Below are 19,840 nucleotides of genomic sequence, written 5' to 3'. Positions count from 1 at the left end.
GGCAAGGGACTAGACCATGCATTTCACCATTCAACGCGAAGCCCTGTTGAAACCCCTGCAACTGGTCGCCGGTGTCGTAGAGCGCCGTCAGACCTTGCCGGTCCTGTCCAACGTATTGCTGGTCGTACAAGGCCAGCAACTGTCGTTGACCGGTACCGACCTGGAAGTCGAGCTGGTAGGCCGCGTACAACTGGAAGAGCCGGCCGAGCCTGGCGAAATCACTGTGCCGGCGCGCAAGCTGATGGACATTTGTAAAAGCCTGCCGAACGACGCCCTGATCGATATCAAGGTCGACGAGCAGAAACTGTTGGTCAAGGCCGGCCGCAGCCGCTTCACCCTGTCGACCCTGCCAGCCAATGACTTCCCGACTGTGGAAGAAGGCCCGGGCTCGCTGACCTGTAACCTGGAACAGAGCAAGCTGCGCCGTTTGATCGAGCGCACCAGCTTCGCCATGGCCCAGCAGGATGTGCGTTATTACCTCAACGGCATGCTGCTGGAGGTTTCACGTAACACCCTGCGCGCAGTCTCCACTGACGGCCACCGCTTGGCGCTGTGCTCCATGACCGCGCCGATCGAGCAGGAAGATCGCCATCAGGTCATCGTGCCACGCAAAGGTATTCTGGAGTTGGCGCGTCTGCTGACCGACCCTGAAGGCATGGTCAGCATTGTTTTGGGCCAACACCATATTCGCGCCACTACCGGTGAATTCACCTTCACCTCCAAGCTGGTGGATGGCAAGTTCCCGGACTACGAGCGTGTGCTGCCCAAGGGTGGCGACAAGGTGGTGGTGGGCGACCGCCAGGCGCTGCGTGAAGCCTTCAGCCGTACTGCGATTCTTTCCAACGAAAAGTACCGCGGTATTCGCCTGCAACTGGCTGCTGGCCAACTGAAGATCCAGGCCAACAACCCCGAGCAGGAAGAAGCTGAAGAAGAGATCAGCGTGGACTACGAAGGTAGCTCGTTGGAAATCGGCTTTAACGTCAGCTACCTGCTCGACGTGCTGGGCGTGATGACTACTGAGCAAGTTCGTCTGATCCTGTCCGACTCCAACAGCAGTGCGCTGCTGCAGGAAGCTGGCAATGACGATTCTTCCTACGTTGTCATGCCGATGCGTCTGTAACCTGTAGCAGGCGCAATGTCCCTTCGACGGATCATGGTCACCGCGGTGCGCAACTTGCACCCGGTGACACTCTCGCCCTCCCCCCGCATCAATATCCTTTACGGCGCCAACGGCAGCGGCAAGACCAGCGTGCTTGAGGCCGTGCACCTGCTTGGGCTGGCGCGCTCATTTCGCAGCACCCGCCTGAATCCGGTCATCCAGTACGAACAGCCTGCCTGTTCCGTGTTTGGTGAAGTGCAGTTGACTGAAGGTGGCACCAGTAACCTGGGTGTTTCCCGAGAGCGGCAGGGAGAATTCACCATTCGCATCGATGGGCAGAACGCACGCAGCGCCGCCCAGCTGGCGGAACTGTTACCGCTGCAGCTCATCAACCCAGACAGTTTCCGGCTGTTGGAAGGTGCGCCGAAAATACGCCGCCAGTTTCTGGATTGGGGGGTGTTCCACGTGGAACCTCGCTTTTTGCCAGCCTGGCAACGGCTGCAGAAGGCGCTGCGGCAGCGGAACTCATGGTTGCGTCATGGTACACTTGACGCAGCTTCGCAAGCCGCCTGGGACCGGGAATTGTGCCTGGCCAGTGCGGAAATAGATGAATACCGTCGCAACTACATCAAGGCCTTGAAGCCCGTCTTCGAGCGAACCCTGAGCGAACTGGTCGAGCTGGACGGGTTGACCCTGAGCTACTACCGAGGCTGGGACAAGGACCGGGAACTGCAAGAAGTACTCGCATCCTCTCTCCTTCGCGATCAGCAGATGGGCCATACCCAGGCCGGTCCGCAGCGTGCTGATCTGCGTCTTCGCCTGGCTGCCAATAACGCGGCCGACATCCTGTCGCGTGGTCAACAAAAGCTTGTGGTGTGCGCGTTGCGCATCGCCCAAGGCCACCTCGTCAGTCAGGCGCGTCGCGGTAACTGTATTTATCTCGTGGATGACTTGCCGTCCGAGCTGGACGACAAGCATCGCCGCGCGCTGTGTCGCTTGCTAGAAGAATTACGCTGCCAGGTGTTCATCACCTGTGTAGATCACGAATTACTGAGGGAAGGCTGGCAGACGGAAACGCCAGTTGCTTTGTTCCACGTGGAACAAGGCCGTATCACCCAGACCCACGACCATCGGGAGTGAAGGCATGAGCGAAAATCAAACGTACGACTCCTCCAGCATCAAAGTGCTGAAAGGTTTGGATGCCGTACGCAAGCGTCCCGGCATGTACATTGGCGACACCGATGATGGTAGCGGCCTGCACCACATGGTCTTCGAGGTGGTCGACAACTCGATCGACGAAGCCCTCGCCGGTCACTGCGATGACATCACGGTCATCATCCACCCGGACGAATCCATCAGCGTGCGCGACAACGGTCGCGGCATTCCGGTGGATGTGCACAAAGAAGAAGGCGTTTCCGCAGCCGAGGTCATCATGACCGTACTGCACGCCGGCGGTAAGTTCGACGATAACTCTTACAAGGTATCCGGCGGCCTGCACGGCGTGGGTGTTTCTGTTGTAAACGCCCTGTCCGAGAAGCTCGTACTGACGGTTCGCCGTAGCGGCAAGATCTGGGAACAGACCTACGTTCATGGCGTTCCACAAGCGCCAATGGCGGTAGTCGGTGAAAGCGAAACCACCGGTACCCACATCCACTTCAAGCCGTCGGCTGAAACGTTCAAGAATATCCACTTCAGCTGGGATATCCTGGCCAAACGTATCCGCGAGTTGTCATTCCTCAACTCGGGCGTTGGTATTTTGCTGAAGGATGAGCGCAGCGGTAAGGAGGAGTTCTTCAAATACGAAGGCGGCCTGCGCGCGTTCGTCGAGTACCTGAACACCAACAAGACGCCGGTCAACTCCCAGGTATTCCACTTCAACGTTCAGCGTGACGATGGCGTGGGTGTTGAAGTGGCTCTCCAGTGGAACGACAGCTTCAACGAAAACCTGCTGTGCTTCACCAACAACATTCCACAGCGCGACGGTGGTACCCACTTGGTGGGCTTCCGTTCTTCGCTGACCCGTAGCCTGAACAGCTACATCGAACAGGAAGGCCTGGCCAAGAAGAACAAGGTGGCGACCACGGGTGACGACGCCCGTGAAGGCCTGACCGCAATCATCTCGGTAAAGGTACCGGACCCTAAGTTCAGCTCGCAGACCAAAGACAAACTGGTCTCCTCGGAGGTGAAAACCGCCGTGGAACAAGAGATGAACAAATACTTCTCCGACTTCCTGCTGGAGAACCCGAACGAGGCCAAGGCCGTCGTTGGCAAGATGATCGACGCCGCTCGTGCGCGTGAAGCGGCGCGTAAAGCCCGTGAGATGACTCGCCGCAAAGGTGCGCTGGATATCGCTGGCCTGCCAGGAAAGTTGGCGGACTGCCAAGAGAAGGACCCTGCCCTTTCCGAACTGTACCTGGTGGAGGGTGACTCCGCAGGGGGGTCGGCCAAGCAAGGTCGTAACCGTCGCACCCAGGCGATCTTGCCGCTGAAGGGTAAAATCCTCAACGTCGAGAAAGCACGCTTCGACAAGATGATCTCGTCCCAGGAAGTGGGCACCCTGATCACTGCGCTTGGCTGCGGTATCGGCCGCGAAGAGTACAACATCGACAAGCTGCGTTATCACAACATCATCATCATGACCGATGCTGACGTTGACGGTTCGCACATCCGTACTCTGCTGCTGACCTTCTTCTTCCGTCAGTTGCCGGAACTGGTCGAGCGCGGCTACATCTACATTGCCCAGCCGCCACTGTACAAAGTGAAAAAAGGTAAGCAGGAGCAGTACATCAAGGACGACGAGGCCATGGAAGAATACATGACCCAGTCGGCCCTGGAAGACGCAAGCCTGCACCTGGACGAGTCAGCCCCAGCGGTTTCTGGTGTGCAACTGGAAAGCCTAGTGAACGAGTTCCGTAGTGTCATGAAGACCCTCAAGCGCCTGTCGCGTCTGTACCCGGAAGAGCTGACCGAGCACTTCGTTTACCTGCCTGAGGTGACTCTGGAGCAGTTGGGTGACCACGCGGTGATGCAGGCCTGGCTGGCCAAGCTTCAGGGGCGTCTGAACTCTAGCCAGAAGTCTGGCCTGGCATACAACGCCAGCCTGCGTGAAGATAAAGAGCGCAATGTATGGCTGCCGGAAGTGGAAATCACCTCCCACGGCCTGGCTAGCTATATCACGTTCAACCGTGACTTCTTCGGCAGCAATGACTACCGGACCGTCGTCAACATTGGTGCCAAGCTTTCCAGCCTGTTGGGTGAAGGCGCTTATGTACAACGTGGTGAACGCCGCAAGGCAATCGTCGAGTTCAAGGAAGGCCTGGACTGGCTGATGAATGAGACCACCAAGCGTCACACCATCCAGCGATACAAAGGGCTGGGTGAGATGAACCCGGACCAGCTGTGGGAAACCACCATGGACCCGACCGTTCGCCGTATGCTCAAAGTCACGATTGAAGATGCGATCGCTGCTGACCAGATCTTCAACACCTTGATGGGTGATGCAGTCGAGCCGCGTCGTGAGTTCATCGAAAGCAACGCGCTGTCTGTGTCGAACCTGGACTTCTGATCAGGTGTAGGTTCACAGAAAAGCTGCACGCTTTCACAAATAGATGACCGGCCGGGCTTCAACCATGGCCCCTGTCGGTCACCATCAAGCCCGCCTTCGCGGGCTTTTTTTTGCCTGGAATTCCTGCCGGGGCGCCCTACTCCGCTCATTGGAAAATGATGCAGATGGGGGGATTTGAGGAAGTGATTTGATGGGGCGCTGGAAGTGCTGAGAGGGTCGGCGGGCGGATCTGAGCAGCAGAGAGATTGAGAGGACTTTAAAACTAATATTTGAACACCTTAATAGTTAATTAAGCGTACGTGTTAAGTATTAATTTGAACAATTTAGTATGGAAATGGAATTTGGTGGAAGTTGCCATTTTGGATTTTTTGTAGATTTCGAAGGGATGTTGGAATAAGATCTATGACCAACTTTTCCGCTTTGCACTGAAGATTTTCAGCCAAATCAGCTGTTTGAAGCGAGAGCTTCAGACCTGATCCAAATTGCTCCAGCGATCACGAAGTGGCCGTTTAGAAATAAAGAGAGCAAGCCGATTGCTTTAGATTCTGATCAGTCATGAGAGTCATGACCAATGAGAGAAAAGGAGACCTGAAAATGTAGAAAAACGCGATCAATCCCGAGAGGACTGACCGCGCTTAGCGAAGCAGACTTGCGTCCTCAGAACCCGCAATGTCTGCTTTTTCGAAGCGACTGTCAATCCTCTCCCATTTTTTCGACCTTAGCGAGGTTACTCGACGGCACAGTGTTGCCTGTCGAAAGGCCTCACTTCGCCCGCCCTGCGCCTTGATTTTTTGGCGCAGCGTCGGCGCTCGTTTCGAGATTTTCGGAGGTGTTTCATGACAGTACGAAAGGTGGTCACGCGGCGGTCCAACCATTACCGCGGCTACTTCCCATCGCTCAAAAATAAAAAGCCTGTGCCCTGGGAGTCCCAGCTCGAAGGCGCTCTTTTTCGGCTTCTTGAGCTGTCTCCTGCGGTCATCGGCTACGTCCCGCAGCCCAGTGAGGAACGTGTTCCATCGCTCCAGGGCTACTTCAAATATTACCCAGACGTACAGGTTTTCCTCGCGGATGGGCGCGAGTGGTGGTTTGAAGTGAAGCCTCACGACCGACTGAAGATTGCCAGCGTCAGGCAGCGACTGGATGCCGCTGAGCGCTACTTCAACGCCACTGCCCGTAACTTTTCGGTGATCACTGAAAAGTTAATTGAAGCTGAACCCCTGGCTACCAATCTTAGAAGGCTGATGTATCACCGGCGCGGTCCAGAGCTTTCGCATCAGGCGTTGGAGGAGGTAATGGCGACCTTCAACGAATGGCCGCCTATGACCGTTGCAGATCTGCTCTACGTGGTTGGTGAGGGGAAAGCCTGGCGCTTGTTAGGCCTTGGGGTGGTGGGCATTGACCTTGATAGGTCAATTGACACTGACTCCCCGGTCTTCCTGCAAGGGGGGCACCGTCATGCAAACCTTTTCCCTTAGGGTGAAATTGGTCGTCATCGTTCGTGGCGTACTGATGGTGCTTGAGAAGAGGCTTATTGACCGGAAGCTGCTCTTTTTCGATGAGCTTGGTGAGCCCACGAAGCTATCCGAGAAGGAGTTCTATGAGGCCTACGAGAAGCGCGAGATCGAGATCTCCGCTGATCAGCCATACCTTGGGAGGGTTCCGTATGTGCGGAACGTCCCTCCAGATATTTCATGCTTCCCCAAAAAACATGGAGATGAGGCATTGCGTCGACGCAAGTATCTGGACGACCTAACTAAGCGCGGTAAATACAAGCTACCGGGTGACGAAGACATGATCAAGAAGCTTAGAGATATCGCCAAAAAGATTGGGGATGCGTGCGCACCCTCGGTTTCCACTATTCGACGTTGGGCAGCCAAATACATTGGCCAGAACGTAGTAAAGCTTATCCCTCAGCATGCCAAAAAGGGTCGGGCTGCCGCGATACAGGGAGAGCTCGAAGTTATTCTTGAAGGGGTGATTAATAAAACCTACCTGCAGGATACGATTCCAGCGGTCAGCGTGGTCGTTTCAGAATTCGAGGATCAGATAAAAGAGAGGAACAAAAGTCGTTTGCCTTCGGATCAGCTCAAGATCCCAAGCGGAATGACTGTCCGAAGGTACATCGCCAAGCTGGATCCGTACCTTGTGGATAAGGAGAGGCTCGGAAAACACGCAGCAGACAAGAAGCACCGTGTTGCGGCGGGTGTCCTACGTGTCCATGAGATTTTGGAACGTTGGGAAATTGATCACACCTTGTTGGACGTCCAGCTTGTGGATGAAACCTCGGGGCTGTGCATTGGGCGCCCCTATCTGACGATCGTCCTCGACCGCTTCTCTCGAATGGTGATGGGATATTTGCTCCACCTGTCGGCGCCAAATACGGAAACCGTGCTTCGTGTGATCGAACGCTCAATCCGTCCAAAAGCCGAATTGCTGAAGCGCTTTCCGAAAGTGAGAAATGAATGGTGGGCACGTGGGCTGCCGGCTCGAATAGTCCCAGACAACGCAGCGGAATTTCACGCGGGCGATCTCATCATGGGATTCAACGAGTTGGGTATCGAGATCATGTATCCCGCTTCAAGGGCCCCTCAAAGGAAAGGTGCCGTCGAACGCTTTTTCAGCACACAGAACCTGGGGCTTATCCACAACCTCCCGGGTACCACCTTCTCGAATATCCAGCAGCGTGGCGATTACGACTCGGAGAAGAATGCATGTTTCACGCTCCCTCAATTGGAGGCGGTGGTAGTGAAATGGATCGTCGATGGTTACCACCAGACTCCTCATCGGGGGCTGGACAACAGAACACCGGCTCAAGTCTGGGGGACTAGCGAGGCGAACCATGTCATCAGCCTTCCCGTCGACCTGGACTCGTTGGAGTGCATTCTGGCCAAGCGGGCCTCGGTGAAGGTTCACCATTACGGCATCGAGGTTGCCAAAGTGGGCTACCACTCTACGGAACTTGCTGAGCTCCGTATGCGTTTGGCAGACGGAGAAAAGGTAAACGTCCGCTATCGAGACGAAGCCGGGCACGTTTGGGTTCACGACCGCTTCAGAAACTTGTTCTTCAAAGTGCCCGCCAAAGATGAGCGAATGGCCGGTAAGAGCAGGGAGGTGTGGAAGGCTGCCGAGAAAGCGCTGCGAGAAAAATATAATGAGCAGCCTAGCTTCGAGGCTACGCACAGGTGCTACCAGGAAATTATGGAAGATGCAGACGAGGCCCGCCGTTCGCAGACGCTCAGAAAACGACGCGCAGCTGCCATAGCGAAAATCGACAAGGAGGGTCGAGTGACCGAAAGCACGCCTCCACCCAAGGTACTCGCTGAAGTGGAATGGACCGGTGACTCTATTCCTAACATTCCGCCAGCAGCCTTCAAGGTCTCGGTTCGTCGCCCTGCTGGGAGTTCTAAGCCATGAACGCCATCAATCTGTACGAATGCTACGAGCATGGTGAATACAGCTTTACGCTCCGCGATCGTTTTATTCACAGCCCTCAAGTCGAGCGAGCGTTGACGCGACTAGGCGATATCCACGGCGATAGTCGGCGTACCAGAGCAAGTAAAGGGTTGCTGATCCAAGGTCCAAGCGGAGTGGGCAAGAGCACATTGGTCAAGGAGTACATTCGGTCATTGGAGGAATTGGAGAGCCATGACCCACAGAAGCGGACAGTTCTGTTCGTCGAGATGCCTTCGTCTCCAACCAAAAAGAACCTGGCAGCAGCCATTTTGGCAGAGCTGAAGGATCCCTTCGCAGAGGCACGAGGACATTCGGCAGAGGTTAAATTTGCGCGAGTAGTCCTGCTGCTGAAGAACCTTGGCGTGGAGATGTTGGTCCTCGATGAGGCGCAGCACCTGGTCGATTATCGTCGTAATGGTGCGTATGAGGCAGCAGACTGGATCAAGAGTCTGATGAATGAAACCAGTATCGCGTTTGTTCTGATTGGGCTGAAGCGCACCGAAAATCTCCTGCTAGCAAACGAGCAACTGCGACGCAGGTTTTCGGCCACGGTGGCATACGATCGCTTCACCTTCTCCGCTAATACGTCTCTTCATTTCGTGATGTTGTTGCAGGCAATCGAGGGCGAACTGCCTGTTCAAACCATCAGTTTTGTAGAGCCAGCGATGATTAAACGCTTCTACCTGGCTTCCTATGGATTGATCGACTACCTCATCAAGATTGTGGACAGGGCTGTTTGGCTGGTTCAAGTCCAGGACCTTGTCGGGATTGAACTTCCTGTGCTGGCCCAGGCTTTTGAAGACGAGGTTTGGAGCTACGCCACCGAGGATCGAAACCCCTTCAGTGCGAGCTTCAATTTCCAGCCTCTGTTCGGGAAGCGGGAGCCGTTTGAGACGTTCGAAGAGAGCAGTACCTGACGGCCAAGGGCCGGGCTTATCGGCCCGGCTCTACTCCCCTGATTTTTATGTCTTCGATTTCATGGATGTGTAGGAATGTTTGGTCTTTTAATCAACCCACGACCACACCAAGACGAAAGTCTTTTGGGGTACCTGCAGCGCCTGGCGAAAGCCAACGGATTACCCAGAAAGGAACTGCTCACCGCCTTTGCACGAGCCGACGAGACCGATGTTGCGGACTGGCTGCAGATGATGGAAGGACCACTGAGCTGGCCTGCGGTATCTGCTGAGTTTCGTGATCCAAGGCCCAAGGGGGTCAAGTTATGGACGACTCATCACGCTCGTTACTGTCCGATCTGTTTGGGCGAAGCCGGTTATTGGAGAGAAAGCTGGGGCTTGACCCTGGTTACGACGTGTTCTGTCCACGGCACTGAACTCCACGGGCGGTGCCCCAACTGTCTGAAGGAAACCGATCCAAGCGCAATGAGTGCGAATAGTTGCCAAGCGTGTGGCACCTCATTGAGTGGGACCAATTTTGAGATCGCGCCGGCGAGTGATACGGCCGCCTGGCTCACCTCTGGCTTTGAAGATAGGTTTTACGCCGACTCGTTGCCAGCTGACGCGGGATTGGCGGCCCTCACCTACGAACAGTTTCACGAGTTGTCATCGCGTCTCGCTGTCAGAAGTTTGCCTACGGAAAGAACCCAGCCGCTGAAGGTTGCTGATTCGGGTTCGCTAGAGATATCGCGGCTTATGGCAAACGCGGCGGGCGTGGTTCTCATGAACTGGCCTCTCGCATTCAGAGAACTGCTGAGTGGCCTCAAGGCAGTCCATTCCGATAACGAACATTGGACGCTCAGCAGATCGTTCGGCCCGATATACCACGACATCCACCGTGATCTGGATGACTCTTGTTTTGACTTTCTTCGTCGAGAGTTCGAATCATTTCTGCAGCATGCGTGGGAAGCACCGTTAGCGAAGCGAAATCGCAATTTGAGTGAGGAGACGATTGAGAGACATCGTTGGGTGTCGTTCGATTCTGCTGCTGAAGCTTGTGGTCTCGGGGTATCAGTCATAAAACGCCTTCATCAGGAGGGACAAATCGCCTATCGGGAGAAGGTCCATGAAGATCGAGTCTTTACGGTCGTGGACCTGGATCATTTGAAGGCAATCTCGCAGCATCTCCAGGGCGTGGCTGATATGAAAGAAACCTCGACTTTGCTAAGCCTCTGTCGCAATCGGGTTAGGCAGCTGCTAGCTGGTGGTACCCTCCAGTTCTTTGGTGGAGAACCGCGCCCAGGCGAAAGGTGGCTGATTGACTGCCGCTCGATCAACGAATTGATTGATGAGAAGCTGCCTACCAGCTCTGACCAGAGCCTGGTGTCGATCAACTACTTGGCCAAGCATTCTCTGCCCAAGGGGGGTGGGTTGGTCGAGTTGGTTCAGGCAATACGTGCAGGTGAACTTCGCGCTTACGGCCCAGCTGAGAATGGCTCGGTTGCGGTAGGGGCGTGGTTACTCAAGCCGCAAGATTTTGCAGCGTGGCAACAAGCCCGAGCTGAGAACAAGAGTCCGGTCTTTCCCGGCCTGTCGGTAGTCAAGGCTGCTGCGCTGTTAGGCGTCAAAGAACAATGCGCATACGCGTTCGTTCGACTGGGTCTGCTATGGAGCACTGCTGTCGAACGAGGCCGGCGTACGCAATTGATGGTTAAGCCTCAAGCCATCGACAGATTCAGGCGTGGCTATATCTTGGGACCGGAGATTGCGGTGTATTTGGGGAAGTCGACCAGGGAGGCGTTCAAGCACCTTTGGGAGGCCAGGTTTCGCCCCGTTGCGGGGCCATCCATTCCAAACGCGGCTTGCCGGCAGTACGTTTGGGTAAGAAGCAAAAAGCTGATCGATTACCTCGCAAGTGAAGCCGCCCAGATCGACGATCCTGAAGCCATCACGTTTTTATCCACACCGATCGCTCAGCCTCGTGATTGCCGATTCAGGCATGTGGGATCAAGATAGTTAGCACGCTTTCTTTCTTGATTGCTAAAATCATCGAACCCATTTTGGAGAATCTTATGTCCCGTCTCGCTGAATTCCGCCTGCTCGAACAACAGCTCGCAGCCCAACTGGCGGAGCTGGAAGCGCTGAAAAATGACTCTGCCCTGAAGCAGGAAATGGAATTTGAAACGAAGCTGCGCAGTTTGCTCAACGAGTATGGCTACGGCCTGCGCCAAGTGGTGCTGATCCTCGATCCGCAAGCGGTGGCTTCCACTGATATGGCCCCAAAAACCTCTCGGAAACCACGCGAAGTGAAGGTCTACAAGAATCCACACAGCGGAGAGGTTGTTGAGACCAAGGGTGGTAATCAGCGTACGCTTAAGGCCTGGAAAAACGAGTATGGCGCTGAGGTAGTCGAGTCTTGGCTCGCCAATTGATTGCACTGCAGGCGGCTTCTGGCACGAGATGAATCGTGGTGCGCCCCGAATGCAAATTCCCATTCTGGGGCGTGACGAAATTTTCTGCGGGTGGTGGATTTAGAGAATTAAAACTGTCGCTAGAGGGTCCCGTCTTTCGCGGCCTGCAGCCATTTGGAGAGGAAACGCAAAACTGTCGCAATCACCCAAAACGCCGGTTCAGACTGATTCGCTAGAGAATTAAAACTGTCGCAGCCTGAAACGACGCGGCTTTCACGTGTATTCAGAGCCATCATTATCGATAGCCTGCTTACAAACATGTAATTCCTGGATCACGTGGATGACAGCTCCCAGTCGGTAAGCTTCACTCATGTCTTCATGGAGTAACAGAAATGAACACCGCTAAAAGCATTGCCGCCCTCATGCTCGTAATCGCCTCCTCATCCGCTTTAGCTGAAGGAGGATCTGATCGCTTACACGGAAAGATGATTCAGGCAAATGAGCAAGCAATGCGTGCCTACGCCGCTGCCAATGGAAAAAAACCACCTGAAGTGATCCATTATCGCTACGGAATGAAACTGGATGTGGCGAGAGTTATCAGTATGACTTCGCTCAAAGGTAGCTGCGACGTGATGCCGACACAGATGAATTACGAGGACTCAACAGGTGAGTTGAAAATCCTCGAATATCGCTCTGCTGGAATTAACTGTAGAGGTCAAAACTGACCGAAGGGACAGGGTAAGTCTTGGAGTAAGCTGACCACGACCAGCGCTGCAGCTGGTCGGCTGGCCGGCAGAAGCCCTTCCCCCGGGGCATCTTGCATTACGTGTCAGGATAACTGGCAACTACTTGATCGTCCCCACTCTTGGTGAGGCCGATGACTTGATAGGCGTGTTTCATGCCATCAACCTCCATACCTGGTGAGCCAGCGGGCATGCCAGGTACCGCGACGCCTGCCAGGTCGTTGCGCTTTATGAGCTCCTGCACCTGGGCTGCGGGGACGTGACCTTCCACAAACTTGCCATCGATAACCGCGGTGTGACACGAAGCCAGCCTCGGAGCTACTCCTAGCTCTTGCTTCACCGCCCTCATGTCCGTTTCAACGTGGTCGACGACCTTGAAGCCGTTTGCCTCCAAGTGCGCTATCCATTTCTTACAGCAACCGCAATTAGCGTCCCGGTGCACATCGATAGTCAGGGGCTCCGCAGCAAAGGCGGCTGAGGCGATTAGAAGTGACGCTGCGGTACTTAAACCGAGGAAGCGGCGCTTACTTGTCATGAGTGTGCTCCTTCCCGTCTTTGTGCACATGGGTTTTGGGAGTAGAACCTGTGTGGTGGTCCGAGTGCGCCTCGCCGGACTCGTGTTCACCGTGGTGCTCCGCTACTGATGAAGACTCCGAATGCGAACTGCCATGATCATGACTTTCCTCAGCCACGCCGTTTGCTGCGGAATCATCATGATTTCCATGACCTGATTTCGCACCACCGTGTTGGCCTTCATGGTTATGCATATCGCTTTCGCCACCGCCATGTTGGTGACCACCACTGGAAGCGACCATCATCTGGTACTGCTCAGCATTGAGTTGCGGTAGCTGGTCCAGGAACGCGACGATTCCCCAGATGTACTGGTCGTCCATGCTCTTACCCCAGGCTGGCATGCCTGTCGCTTTGATACCGTGCTTGATGGTCCAAAACGCAGCAGCAGGGTCACCGCTTACACCTATCTCGGTGAGGTTTGGTGGGGATGGGTATAGGGCTTGGCTGAGTTCAGTTTTCTCCACCCCTGGCGCGAGGTGGCAACCGATACACATGGCGTTGTAGTTGCCTGCCCCTGCTTGGATGAGAGCAGGATCTTTAAGGTTTGGCACCTCAATGTCGCTTGCTCGGACTTCAATCGAGCGATCCCGCGCCATGGCCAAAAACGCATGCACAGCGGGGAAGTGTGGGTCGTCCGCACCAACGTTCACGAGACCGAAGTAAGCAGCACCTAGCACTGCTGCGCTAGTAACAGCACCTGCCGCCACCAGCGTTGTAATTGTTTTTTTCATGTTGAGTTCTCAAAACCACATCCGAATACCGGCCACAAAACGAGCTTCGTCCACGTCCCCGCCTTCATCCCGAATGAAATCGGCGGTTTTGCCGTAGGAACGGCTCCAGGTGACACCTATGTATGGCGCGAACTGGCGAACAATCTCGTACCGTAACCGCAGCCCGACTTCGGTGTTTGCCAGGCCAGAGCCGACGCCGCGTTCCGGGTCGTTCTTGCCATAAAAGTTGGCCTCAGCGGTTGGCTGAAGAATTAAACGATTGGTTAGCAAGATGTCGTACTCGCCCTCCAGACGGGCAGCGGTTTGACCGTTCTCGCCGATAAAGGCGGTGGCTTCAGCTTCGAAGTCATACAGGGCCAGGCCCTGAATACCGAACGCAGCCCAGGTCTGCGGATCCTCCGGTTTGAAATCCTGCCGGACGCCGGCGACAACATCCCACCACGGGCTTACCGAGCGGCCATAGAGGAGCTGCAGCTCAGCATCTTCAGTCACACCATTGGTTCGTTCACCTTCCGAGCGAATCCAGAGCCTATTGATATCGCCGCCCACCCAGCCGGATGCATCCCAAGCAAGCGTGCTACCTTCATCGGCATCTTGGTATTCCAGTTGGTCTAGCAAGAAAAAGCTGTTGAACCCGCTGTCATCCATTTTGTGCCCGTCAAGCGGGGGGAAGGCAGCCTGCCGGTCGGCATCAGTCAGCACCGGGATTGGCGTACGGCTGGTCGGGGTCGGCGAATCAGCGTTCCCGTTTCCCATCGTGGAATGACCCATCGCGCCATGATCCATGCCTTCCATGGACCCGTGATCCATGCCTTTCATGCTTCCATGGTCCATCTTGCTGTGGTCCATCGAGGCGGGTTTCGCTTTGGGCTGGCCATGGCCCATTTTGCTGTGATCAACGGGTGCAGGTTGCGTGGGTTGCTTGCTCGCGCCCATCTGGCTGTGGTCCATGCCCGGCATCGCAGCCTGTGATGAGGCGTGGTCCATCTGCATGGCATCGTGGCCCATTGCCGAGTGGTCCATTCCGGAATGATCCATTTCAGCGGCGAAGCTGGGCGAAACGCCCAGCACACCTAAAGAAACGGCGAATGCCAGCAGCGATGGTCGTGCAACGCTATTGGCCATTTTTCCCTGCCTTAGCTTTGTCGCTGCCATGCGATTCCATCATTTTGCTGTGATCCATTCCTTCCATGGAACCATGATCCATGCCCTCCATAGAGCCATGATCCATGCCTTTCATGGAGCCGTGATCCATGCCTTCATGGTTCATGCCCTGGGCTTGCTTGCTCTTCGAGCCGTTCGATTGCGCCGCGTTGGACGACTTTTGAGAGTGCTGATCATGGTTGTCACTGGACCAGGAAGACGGGGCGTACACCGCGAGCAGGCCAACCATCGCGGCAGAGAGGAAAAAGGCGCTTCGTTTCATTGGTTTGCTCATCTCGTATCTCCAGTTCATTCGTCCACGCGGACTTCTCGGAACATGCCCATCTCCATGTGGTACATGAGGTGACAGTGATAGGCCCAGCGCCCGAGTGCATCTGCGGTTACGCGATAGCTTCGTTTCGAGCCAGGCGGCATATCGATCGTGTGTTTTCGCACCATGAAATTGCCGTCCTCATCCTCCAGGTCACTCCACATGCCGTGCAGATGGATGGGGTGAGTCATCATGGTGTCGTTGACCAAGGTAATACGCAGGCGCTCGCCGTACTTGAGCCGCAGCGGCTCTGCGTCAGAAAACTTGATCCCATCGAAGGACCAAGCGAACTTTTCCATATGCCCGGTAAGGTGCAGTTCGATTGTCCGGCCAGGTTCCCGGCCGTCAGGGTCGATGAAGGTGCTACGCAAATCCGAATACGTGAGAACCCGACGCCCGTTATCGCGAAGCCCGATCCCCGGATCGCTCAGCTTTGGCGTAGGGGTCATGGTCTGCATATCGACCAGAGGGTTGTTTGTTTCGGAGGCGGGATGGTTCTGCATGGCACCGCTGGCGGCCATATTGCTTTGGTCCATACCGGTCATGTTGCCGTGGTCCATGCCAGCCATCTTGCTATGGTCCATACCGGCCATGCTGCCGTGGTCCATGCCAGCCATCTTGCTATGGTCCATACCGGCCATGCTGCCGTGGTCCATGCCAGCCATCTTGCTGTGGTCCATACCGGCCATGCTGCCGTGATCCATGCCACCCATGCTGCCGTGGTCCATCCCCATATCACTCATGGAGATGAGAGGCCTTGGATCTACAGCCGGCACCGGTGCCTGCAGGCCCTCACGGACAGCCAAGGTACCCCTTGAATAGCCGGTGCGATCCATGGATTGAGCAAAGATGGTGTAAGCCTGCTCGTTTTCAGGCTCGACAATGACATCGTAGGTTTCAGCAACGGCAATCCGGAATTCATCGATCGACACTGGCTTAACGTACTGACCGTCGGCTGCGACAACCGTCATTTTCAAGCCGGGGATCCGCACGTCGAAATAGGTCATCGCCGAGCCATTGATAAAGCGAAGCCGGATTTTCTCCCCTGGCTTGAAGATTCCCGTCCAGTTCCCATTTGGCGCCTGGCCGTTCATGAGGTAGGTGTAGGTGTGCCCGCTCACGTCAGCGAGATCGGTTGGGCTCATCTTCATCTCGGCCCACATCTTTCGATCGGCCACAGCAGCAGACCAACCTTTCTCGCTCACGTCGTCGACGAAGTCGCCAACGGTGCGCTTGTGGAAGTTGTAATAGTCCGACTGTTTTTTGAGCTTGGACATAACCCGCGCCGGGTCTTCGTCGGTCCAATCACTCAGCATGACGACATAGTCACGATCGTAGGTGAAAGGCTCTGGATCCTTGGCATCAATCACCAGCGCACCGTAAACACCGACCTGCTCCTGGAAGCCCGAATGGCTGTGGTACCAGTAGGTGCCGTTCTGGTGGACCTTGAACTTGTACTCGTACATGCCGTCGGGAGCGATGCCATGGAAGCTTAGACCCGGCACGCCGTCCATATTCGCCGGCAGGATGATGCCGTGCCAGTGGATGGACGTGTCCTGCTTCAAGCGGTTGCGAACCCGTAGCGTGACCGTGTCGCCTTCGCGCCAACGGAGTATTGGTCCTGGCAGCGAACCGTTGATGGCCATCGCCGTTCGAGCTGCCCCGGTAATGTTCACCGGGAGCTCCCCGATGTACAGGTCAAAATCGGTGCCGGTCAGTACGTTAGGCTGGCCAGGGCTGGTTACGGCCCAGACCGGCGCGCGCCACATGCCCAGCCCACCCAGTAGTCCGGTAGCAGCCAGGCCTTTGACGAATGAACGTCTCGTGGTTTTGCTTTGCATGCCGTTGCGTCCAATCAGGTAGATCGCTGATATCCAGACTGCGGGATCCGCAGCCATCTGGTTTCAATTGAGCTCCCCCAAGCCTCGTAGACTTTCGCCAAAGCACAAGGATTGCGGGAGGCAATACCCCGAAAGCTGACATAGTTCAGATTCCGGGGTGATTACATTTCTGTAAGCTAAGCTCAGCAGCTCTCGTGGCCGGGGTGCTTTTGGCTTTGGGCGGTAACAGGAGCCTCTGCTTTTTTCTCCTGAGCAACCTGGTAAGCCTGCATGGAAGATGCACGTGCAGCTTCCATCCTGGCGAAGGTGCGATCCGCGCCGCCTTCAGCCAGGGCGAGGCTCGCCATGCCGAAGGTGACTACCATCACAATCGCTTTGATCATGTTCATTTGCGTTTCCTCTAAGGGTCAGTTTCGCCTGATTGGCGCCGTTCACAGTGCTCAAGCTAGCTACCCGGCACTGTCAGCAAGCTGAGCCCGACATTACTTTTCCGTCAGCTTCTGGTTGGGTGCCTTTTTTGCTGCACACTGAAGGGCATCCAAGGGGGCGCAGCAGATGAAATTACTCGTAGCCGAAGATGAGCCAAAAATCGGGGCCTACCTGCAGCAAGGGCTGACGGAGGCAGGCTTTACCGTCGATCGTGTGGTCACAGGGACCGACGCGCTGCAATACGCTTTGAGCGAGGCGTATGACCTGCTGATTCTTGATGTAATGATGCCGGGGCTAGACGGCTGGGAGGTGCTGCGGATGGTACGTGCGGCAGGGAAAGAGGTCCCAGTCTTGTTTTTGACGGCCCGTGATGGCGTGGACGATCGCGTGAAAGGGTTAGAACTCGGGGCTGACGATTACCTGGTCAAACCCTTTGCATTCTCGGAACTGCTAGCGCGTGTGCGCACTTTGCTGCGAAGAGGCAGCAGTGGCTATGCTCAGACCACTATGAAGATGGCTGACCTGGAGGTAGACCTGCTTAAGCGCCGGGCCACCCGAAATGGCAAGCGGATCGACCTCACAGCCAAGGAGTTCTCCTTACTGGAACTACTCATGCGCCGACGCGGCGAGGTACTGCCGAAGTCCCTGATCGCATCGCAGGTGTGGGATATGAACTTCGACAGCGACACTAACGTGATCGAGGTTGCTGTTCGTAGGTTGCGGGCCAAGATTGATGACGATTTCGCCCCCAAGCTCATACATACAGTTCGTGGCATGGGCTATCTGATGGATGTTCCCGAGTAATGCGCGCCCAATCGTCGCTCGTTAAACGCCTTACCCTCATGTTCATGTTCGCGGTCATCGCCGTATTGGTCGTTGCCGGCGTGAGCTTCTACATGCTCAGTCAGCACCATTTCCAGATGCTGGATGAGCAAGCCCTGGCCGAGAAACTCGAATCCACCCGGCACATCCTTTCACTTTCAGCAGCACGTGATGAACTTGAGGATCAGGAGCCTCAACTGCGTGCTTTGTTGGGGGCTCATCAGGACCTTTCTGCGGAGATTCTTGATGCTGACGGTACTGTCCTGTTCTCGGACTCCAAGGCATCCCGCATCCCTGAGCGCTTTAAGCAGGCCTCTTCTGGCGCCGTTTGGGACTGGCAAATCGACTCGCGGAACTTCCGGGGGATTACCTCTCAACTGGCTATAGCGCAGGCGCAGGCGCCGGTAACAGTCATGTTGATGCTGGATGTCACCAGCCATGCCCACTTTTTCAAGACGCTGCAATGGTGGTTCGGCATTGGCTTGGTCATCAGCGCTCTGGTTAGTGCAGGATTGGGGTGGATCGTGGCCAAGAGCGGTCTTCGGCCGGTTGGGCAGATCACCAAGGTGGCGACATCCATGTCTGCCCGGTCCCTTCGCGAGCGAATTCCATTGGAGCCCGTGCCGCTTGAATTGCAGGAGCTGATCCTCTCCTTCAACGGAATGCTTGCACGCCTGGAAGACGCGTTCGTCCGGCTATCAAACTTCTCAGCCGACATCGCACATGAGCTGCGGACTCCGGTAAGTAATCTTCTGACGCATACCGAAGTCGTTCTGACCAAAAAACGCGACCTCGATGCCTACGAAGACAACCTCTACTCCAATCTTGAAGACCTCAAGCGCATGTCGCGCATGATCGATGACATGCTGTTCCTGGCAAAAGCTGATAACGGCTTGATCATCCCCGAGCAGGTTGATATCGATCTGGTCGGGCTAGTGTCCAGACTGATTGAGTACTACCAGCTTGCAGCCGAAGACCGAAGCATTCGGCTTGCCCTTCAAGGCGAAGGTACGATCCGTGGTGACCGGCTAATGATTGACCGGGCGGTTTCCAACATTCTATCCAACGCTTTGCGCTATACCCCCGAAGGCCACGATATCGCCGTCCGGATTGTCGAGGCGGCTGATCAAGTGAACCTGTCCGTCCAGAACAATGGGGCCACGATTGATCCGGAACATATCAACAAAATCTTCGACCGGTTCTATCGCGCTGACCCTGCAAGGCGGGAAGGAAGCCCAAGCAACGCCGGCTTGGGTCTGGCCATAACGCGTTCGATCATCGAGGCTCATGGTGGGCGAATTTGGTGTACCTCCGCTGACGGCGTGACGAGTTTTCACATCGCTCTGCCGCACGCCAAACAATCCACTTCCAAGCCTCAAACGGCTTAATGCTCATTTCATGCGTGTAACCTATACTCGGCCATCATGAACCGGCTCCTACGACTGTTCACCATCCTGCTTCTAATCGCATCGCTTCCTCTCAACGGCATGGCGGGAGTCGACTCAGCCATTGAACCATGCCCCATGCAAACCATGGGGATGGAGATGATGGCGGGGATGGATCACGATTGTTGCCAGGATACTGATCCAGGATCAGCTGCCGACCACTCCAAAGCCTGCAAAGTGGGCCAGGAGTGTAGAACCGCGAGCACAGTTCAGGTCGAAATAATTAACCCCACGCTCACCTATTCTGCGCCTAGGCCAGTAGATACCTATGCGGTGAGCCTCGTAAACAGGGCGCCTCCTGACCCTTGGCGGCCACCCCGCGCCTGATTACCTCTTAAATTCACCCCATCGTCCTGTTTTG

17 protein-coding genes are annotated in these 19,840 nt (G+C 55.5%); 11 read left to right on the top strand and 6 right to left on the bottom strand.

Annotation, left to right across the window (positions count from 1 at the left end; translation table 11 throughout):
- Window positions 1-16: 16 nt before the first annotated feature.
- The 9 genes from dnaN to ACK1VC_RS03390 all read left to right on the top strand — a co-directional run bounded on the left by dnaN (window position 17) and on the right by ACK1VC_RS03390 (window position 12,146).
- Complete coding sequence (gene dnaN, locus ACK1VC_RS03430) at window positions 17-1,120, top strand: DNA polymerase III subunit beta (protein ID WP_016489921.1); 1,104 nt, start codon at window positions 17-19, stop codon at window positions 1,118-1,120.
- 15 nt (window positions 1,121-1,135) lie between these two features.
- Complete coding sequence (recF, locus tag ACK1VC_RS03425; RefSeq protein WP_191087120.1) at window positions 1,136-2,239, top strand: DNA replication/repair protein RecF; 1,104 nt, start codon at window positions 1,136-1,138, stop codon at window positions 2,237-2,239.
- 4 nt (window positions 2,240-2,243) lie between these two features.
- On the top strand, window positions 2,244-4,664 hold the full coding sequence (gene gyrB / locus ACK1VC_RS03420; protein ID WP_016489923.1) for a DNA topoisomerase (ATP-hydrolyzing) subunit B: 2,421 nt from the start codon (window positions 2,244-2,246) through the stop codon (window positions 4,662-4,664).
- 836 nt (window positions 4,665-5,500) lie between these two features.
- Window positions 5,501-6,139 (top strand): TnsA endonuclease N-terminal domain-containing protein, encoded by a 639-nt coding sequence (locus ACK1VC_RS03415; RefSeq protein WP_011953077.1) that lies wholly within the window; start codon window positions 5,501-5,503, stop codon window positions 6,137-6,139.
- Complete coding sequence (locus tag ACK1VC_RS03410) at window positions 6,120-8,078, top strand: DDE-type integrase/transposase/recombinase (protein WP_011953078.1); 1,959 nt, start codon at window positions 6,120-6,122, stop codon at window positions 8,076-8,078. Before ACK1VC_RS03415 ends, ACK1VC_RS03410 begins: the two co-directional genes overlap by 20 nt.
- Complete coding sequence (locus ACK1VC_RS03405) at window positions 8,075-9,034, top strand: TniB family NTP-binding protein (RefSeq protein WP_010951429.1); 960 nt, start codon at window positions 8,075-8,077, stop codon at window positions 9,032-9,034. The genes ACK1VC_RS03410 and ACK1VC_RS03405 overlap by 4 nt, the downstream gene beginning before the upstream one ends.
- Window positions 9,035-9,109: 75 nt before the next feature.
- Complete coding sequence (locus tag ACK1VC_RS03400) at window positions 9,110-11,026, top strand: TniQ family protein (RefSeq protein WP_010951430.1); 1,917 nt, start codon at window positions 9,110-9,112, stop codon at window positions 11,024-11,026.
- Window positions 11,027-11,082: 56 nt separating this feature from the next.
- Window positions 11,083-11,442 (top strand): histone-like nucleoid-structuring protein, MvaT/MvaU family, encoded by a 360-nt coding sequence (locus tag ACK1VC_RS03395; RefSeq protein ID WP_010951431.1) that lies wholly within the window; start codon window positions 11,083-11,085, stop codon window positions 11,440-11,442.
- A 371-nt stretch (window positions 11,443-11,813) separates the two neighbouring features.
- On the top strand, window positions 11,814-12,146 hold the full coding sequence (locus ACK1VC_RS03390; RefSeq protein ID WP_011953079.1) for a DUF2790 domain-containing protein: 333 nt from the start codon (window positions 11,814-11,816) through the stop codon (window positions 12,144-12,146).
- Between the two features lie 97 nt (window positions 12,147-12,243).
- Here the strand turns inward: ACK1VC_RS03390 and ACK1VC_RS03385 are convergent, their stop codons facing one another.
- The 6 genes from ACK1VC_RS03385 to ACK1VC_RS03360 all read right to left on the bottom strand — a co-directional run bounded on the left by ACK1VC_RS03385 (window position 12,244) and on the right by ACK1VC_RS03360 (window position 17,172).
- Window positions 12,244-12,699, bottom strand: coding sequence for a DUF411 domain-containing protein (locus ACK1VC_RS03385; RefSeq protein ID WP_011953080.1), 456 nt, complete (start codon window positions 12,697-12,699; stop codon window positions 12,244-12,246).
- A complete protein-coding gene (locus tag ACK1VC_RS03380; RefSeq protein WP_011953081.1) occupies window positions 12,689-13,468 on the bottom strand; it encodes a c-type cytochrome in 780 nt (259 codons plus the stop codon). The genes ACK1VC_RS03385 and ACK1VC_RS03380 overlap by 11 nt, the downstream gene beginning before the upstream one ends.
- Before the next feature lie 9 nt (window positions 13,469-13,477).
- Window positions 13,478-14,593 carry a copper resistance protein B gene (locus ACK1VC_RS03375; RefSeq protein WP_070091301.1) on the bottom strand — a complete coding sequence of 372 codons (1,116 nt, stop codon included), beginning with the start codon at window positions 14,591-14,593 and terminating at the stop codon, window positions 13,478-13,480.
- Window positions 14,583-14,906 carry a hypothetical protein gene (locus ACK1VC_RS03370; protein WP_012269845.1) on the bottom strand — a complete coding sequence of 108 codons (324 nt, stop codon included), beginning with the start codon at window positions 14,904-14,906 and terminating at the stop codon, window positions 14,583-14,585. Before ACK1VC_RS03370 ends, ACK1VC_RS03375 begins: the two co-directional genes overlap by 11 nt.
- A gap of 14 nt (window positions 14,907-14,920) precedes the next feature.
- Entirely contained in the window at window positions 14,921-16,783 is a 1,863-nt protein-coding gene (locus ACK1VC_RS03365; protein WP_031314465.1) for a copper resistance system multicopper oxidase, read from the bottom strand.
- A gap of 182 nt (window positions 16,784-16,965) precedes the next feature.
- Window positions 16,966-17,172, bottom strand: coding sequence for a co-regulatory protein PtrA N-terminal domain-containing protein (locus tag ACK1VC_RS03360; RefSeq protein WP_011953085.1), 207 nt, complete (start codon window positions 17,170-17,172; stop codon window positions 16,966-16,968).
- A gap of 166 nt (window positions 17,173-17,338) precedes the next feature.
- Between ACK1VC_RS03360 and ACK1VC_RS03355 the strand changes: the two genes are divergently transcribed.
- Window positions 17,339-18,016 carry a heavy metal response regulator transcription factor gene (locus ACK1VC_RS03355; protein ID WP_011953086.1) on the top strand — a complete coding sequence of 226 codons (678 nt, stop codon included), beginning with the start codon at window positions 17,339-17,341 and terminating at the stop codon, window positions 18,014-18,016.
- Window positions 18,016-19,422, top strand: a complete 1,407-nt coding sequence (locus ACK1VC_RS03350; RefSeq protein ID WP_011953087.1) for a heavy metal sensor histidine kinase — start codon at window positions 18,016-18,018, stop codon at window positions 19,420-19,422. Before ACK1VC_RS03355 ends, ACK1VC_RS03350 begins: the two co-directional genes overlap by 1 nt.
- The last annotated feature ends 418 nt before the right edge of the window (window positions 19,423-19,840 follow it).

The sequence above is a fragment of the Pseudomonas sp. XP2 genome, from assembly GCF_053557975.1.
The sequence above is the reverse complement of the archived record's forward strand: the minus strand, read 5'-3'. Positions and strand labels throughout refer to the sequence as shown.

Coding starts and splice junctions, on each gene's coding strand:
- ACK1VC_RS03365 (WP_031314465.1), bottom strand. CDS start 16,783: ATGCAAAGCAAAACCACGAGACGTTCATTCGTCAAAGGCCTGGCTGCT.
- dnaN (WP_016489921.1), top strand. CDS start 17: ATGCATTTCACCATTCAACGCGAAGCCCTGTTGAAACCCCTGCAACTG.
- ACK1VC_RS03350 (WP_011953087.1), top strand. CDS start 18,016: ATGCGCGCCCAATCGTCGCTCGTTAAACGCCTTACCCTCATGTTCATG.
- ACK1VC_RS03380 (WP_011953081.1), bottom strand. CDS start 13,468: ATGAAAAAAACAATTACAACGCTGGTGGCGGCAGGTGCTGTTACTAGC.
- ACK1VC_RS03370 (WP_012269845.1), bottom strand. CDS start 14,906: ATGAGCAAACCAATGAAACGAAGCGCCTTTTTCCTCTCTGCCGCGATG.
- gyrB (WP_016489923.1), top strand. CDS start 2,244: ATGAGCGAAAATCAAACGTACGACTCCTCCAGCATCAAAGTGCTGAAA.
- ACK1VC_RS03355 (WP_011953086.1), top strand. CDS start 17,339: ATGAAATTACTCGTAGCCGAAGATGAGCCAAAAATCGGGGCCTACCTG.
- ACK1VC_RS03415 (WP_011953077.1), top strand. CDS start 5,501: ATGACAGTACGAAAGGTGGTCACGCGGCGGTCCAACCATTACCGCGGC.
- ACK1VC_RS03375 (WP_070091301.1), bottom strand. CDS start 14,593: ATGGCCAATAGCGTTGCACGACCATCGCTGCTGGCATTCGCCGTTTCT.
- ACK1VC_RS03410 (WP_011953078.1), top strand. CDS start 6,120: ATGCAAACCTTTTCCCTTAGGGTGAAATTGGTCGTCATCGTTCGTGGC.
- ACK1VC_RS03400 (WP_010951430.1), top strand. CDS start 9,110: ATGTTTGGTCTTTTAATCAACCCACGACCACACCAAGACGAAAGTCTT.
- ACK1VC_RS03395 (WP_010951431.1), top strand. CDS start 11,083: ATGTCCCGTCTCGCTGAATTCCGCCTGCTCGAACAACAGCTCGCAGCC.
- ACK1VC_RS03360 (WP_011953085.1), bottom strand. CDS start 17,172: ATGAACATGATCAAAGCGATTGTGATGGTAGTCACCTTCGGCATGGCG.
- ACK1VC_RS03390 (WP_011953079.1), top strand. CDS start 11,814: ATGAACACCGCTAAAAGCATTGCCGCCCTCATGCTCGTAATCGCCTCC.
- ACK1VC_RS03385 (WP_011953080.1), bottom strand. CDS start 12,699: ATGACAAGTAAGCGCCGCTTCCTCGGTTTAAGTACCGCAGCGTCACTT.
- recF (WP_191087120.1), top strand. CDS start 1,136: ATGTCCCTTCGACGGATCATGGTCACCGCGGTGCGCAACTTGCACCCG.
- ACK1VC_RS03405 (WP_010951429.1), top strand. CDS start 8,075: ATGAACGCCATCAATCTGTACGAATGCTACGAGCATGGTGAATACAGC.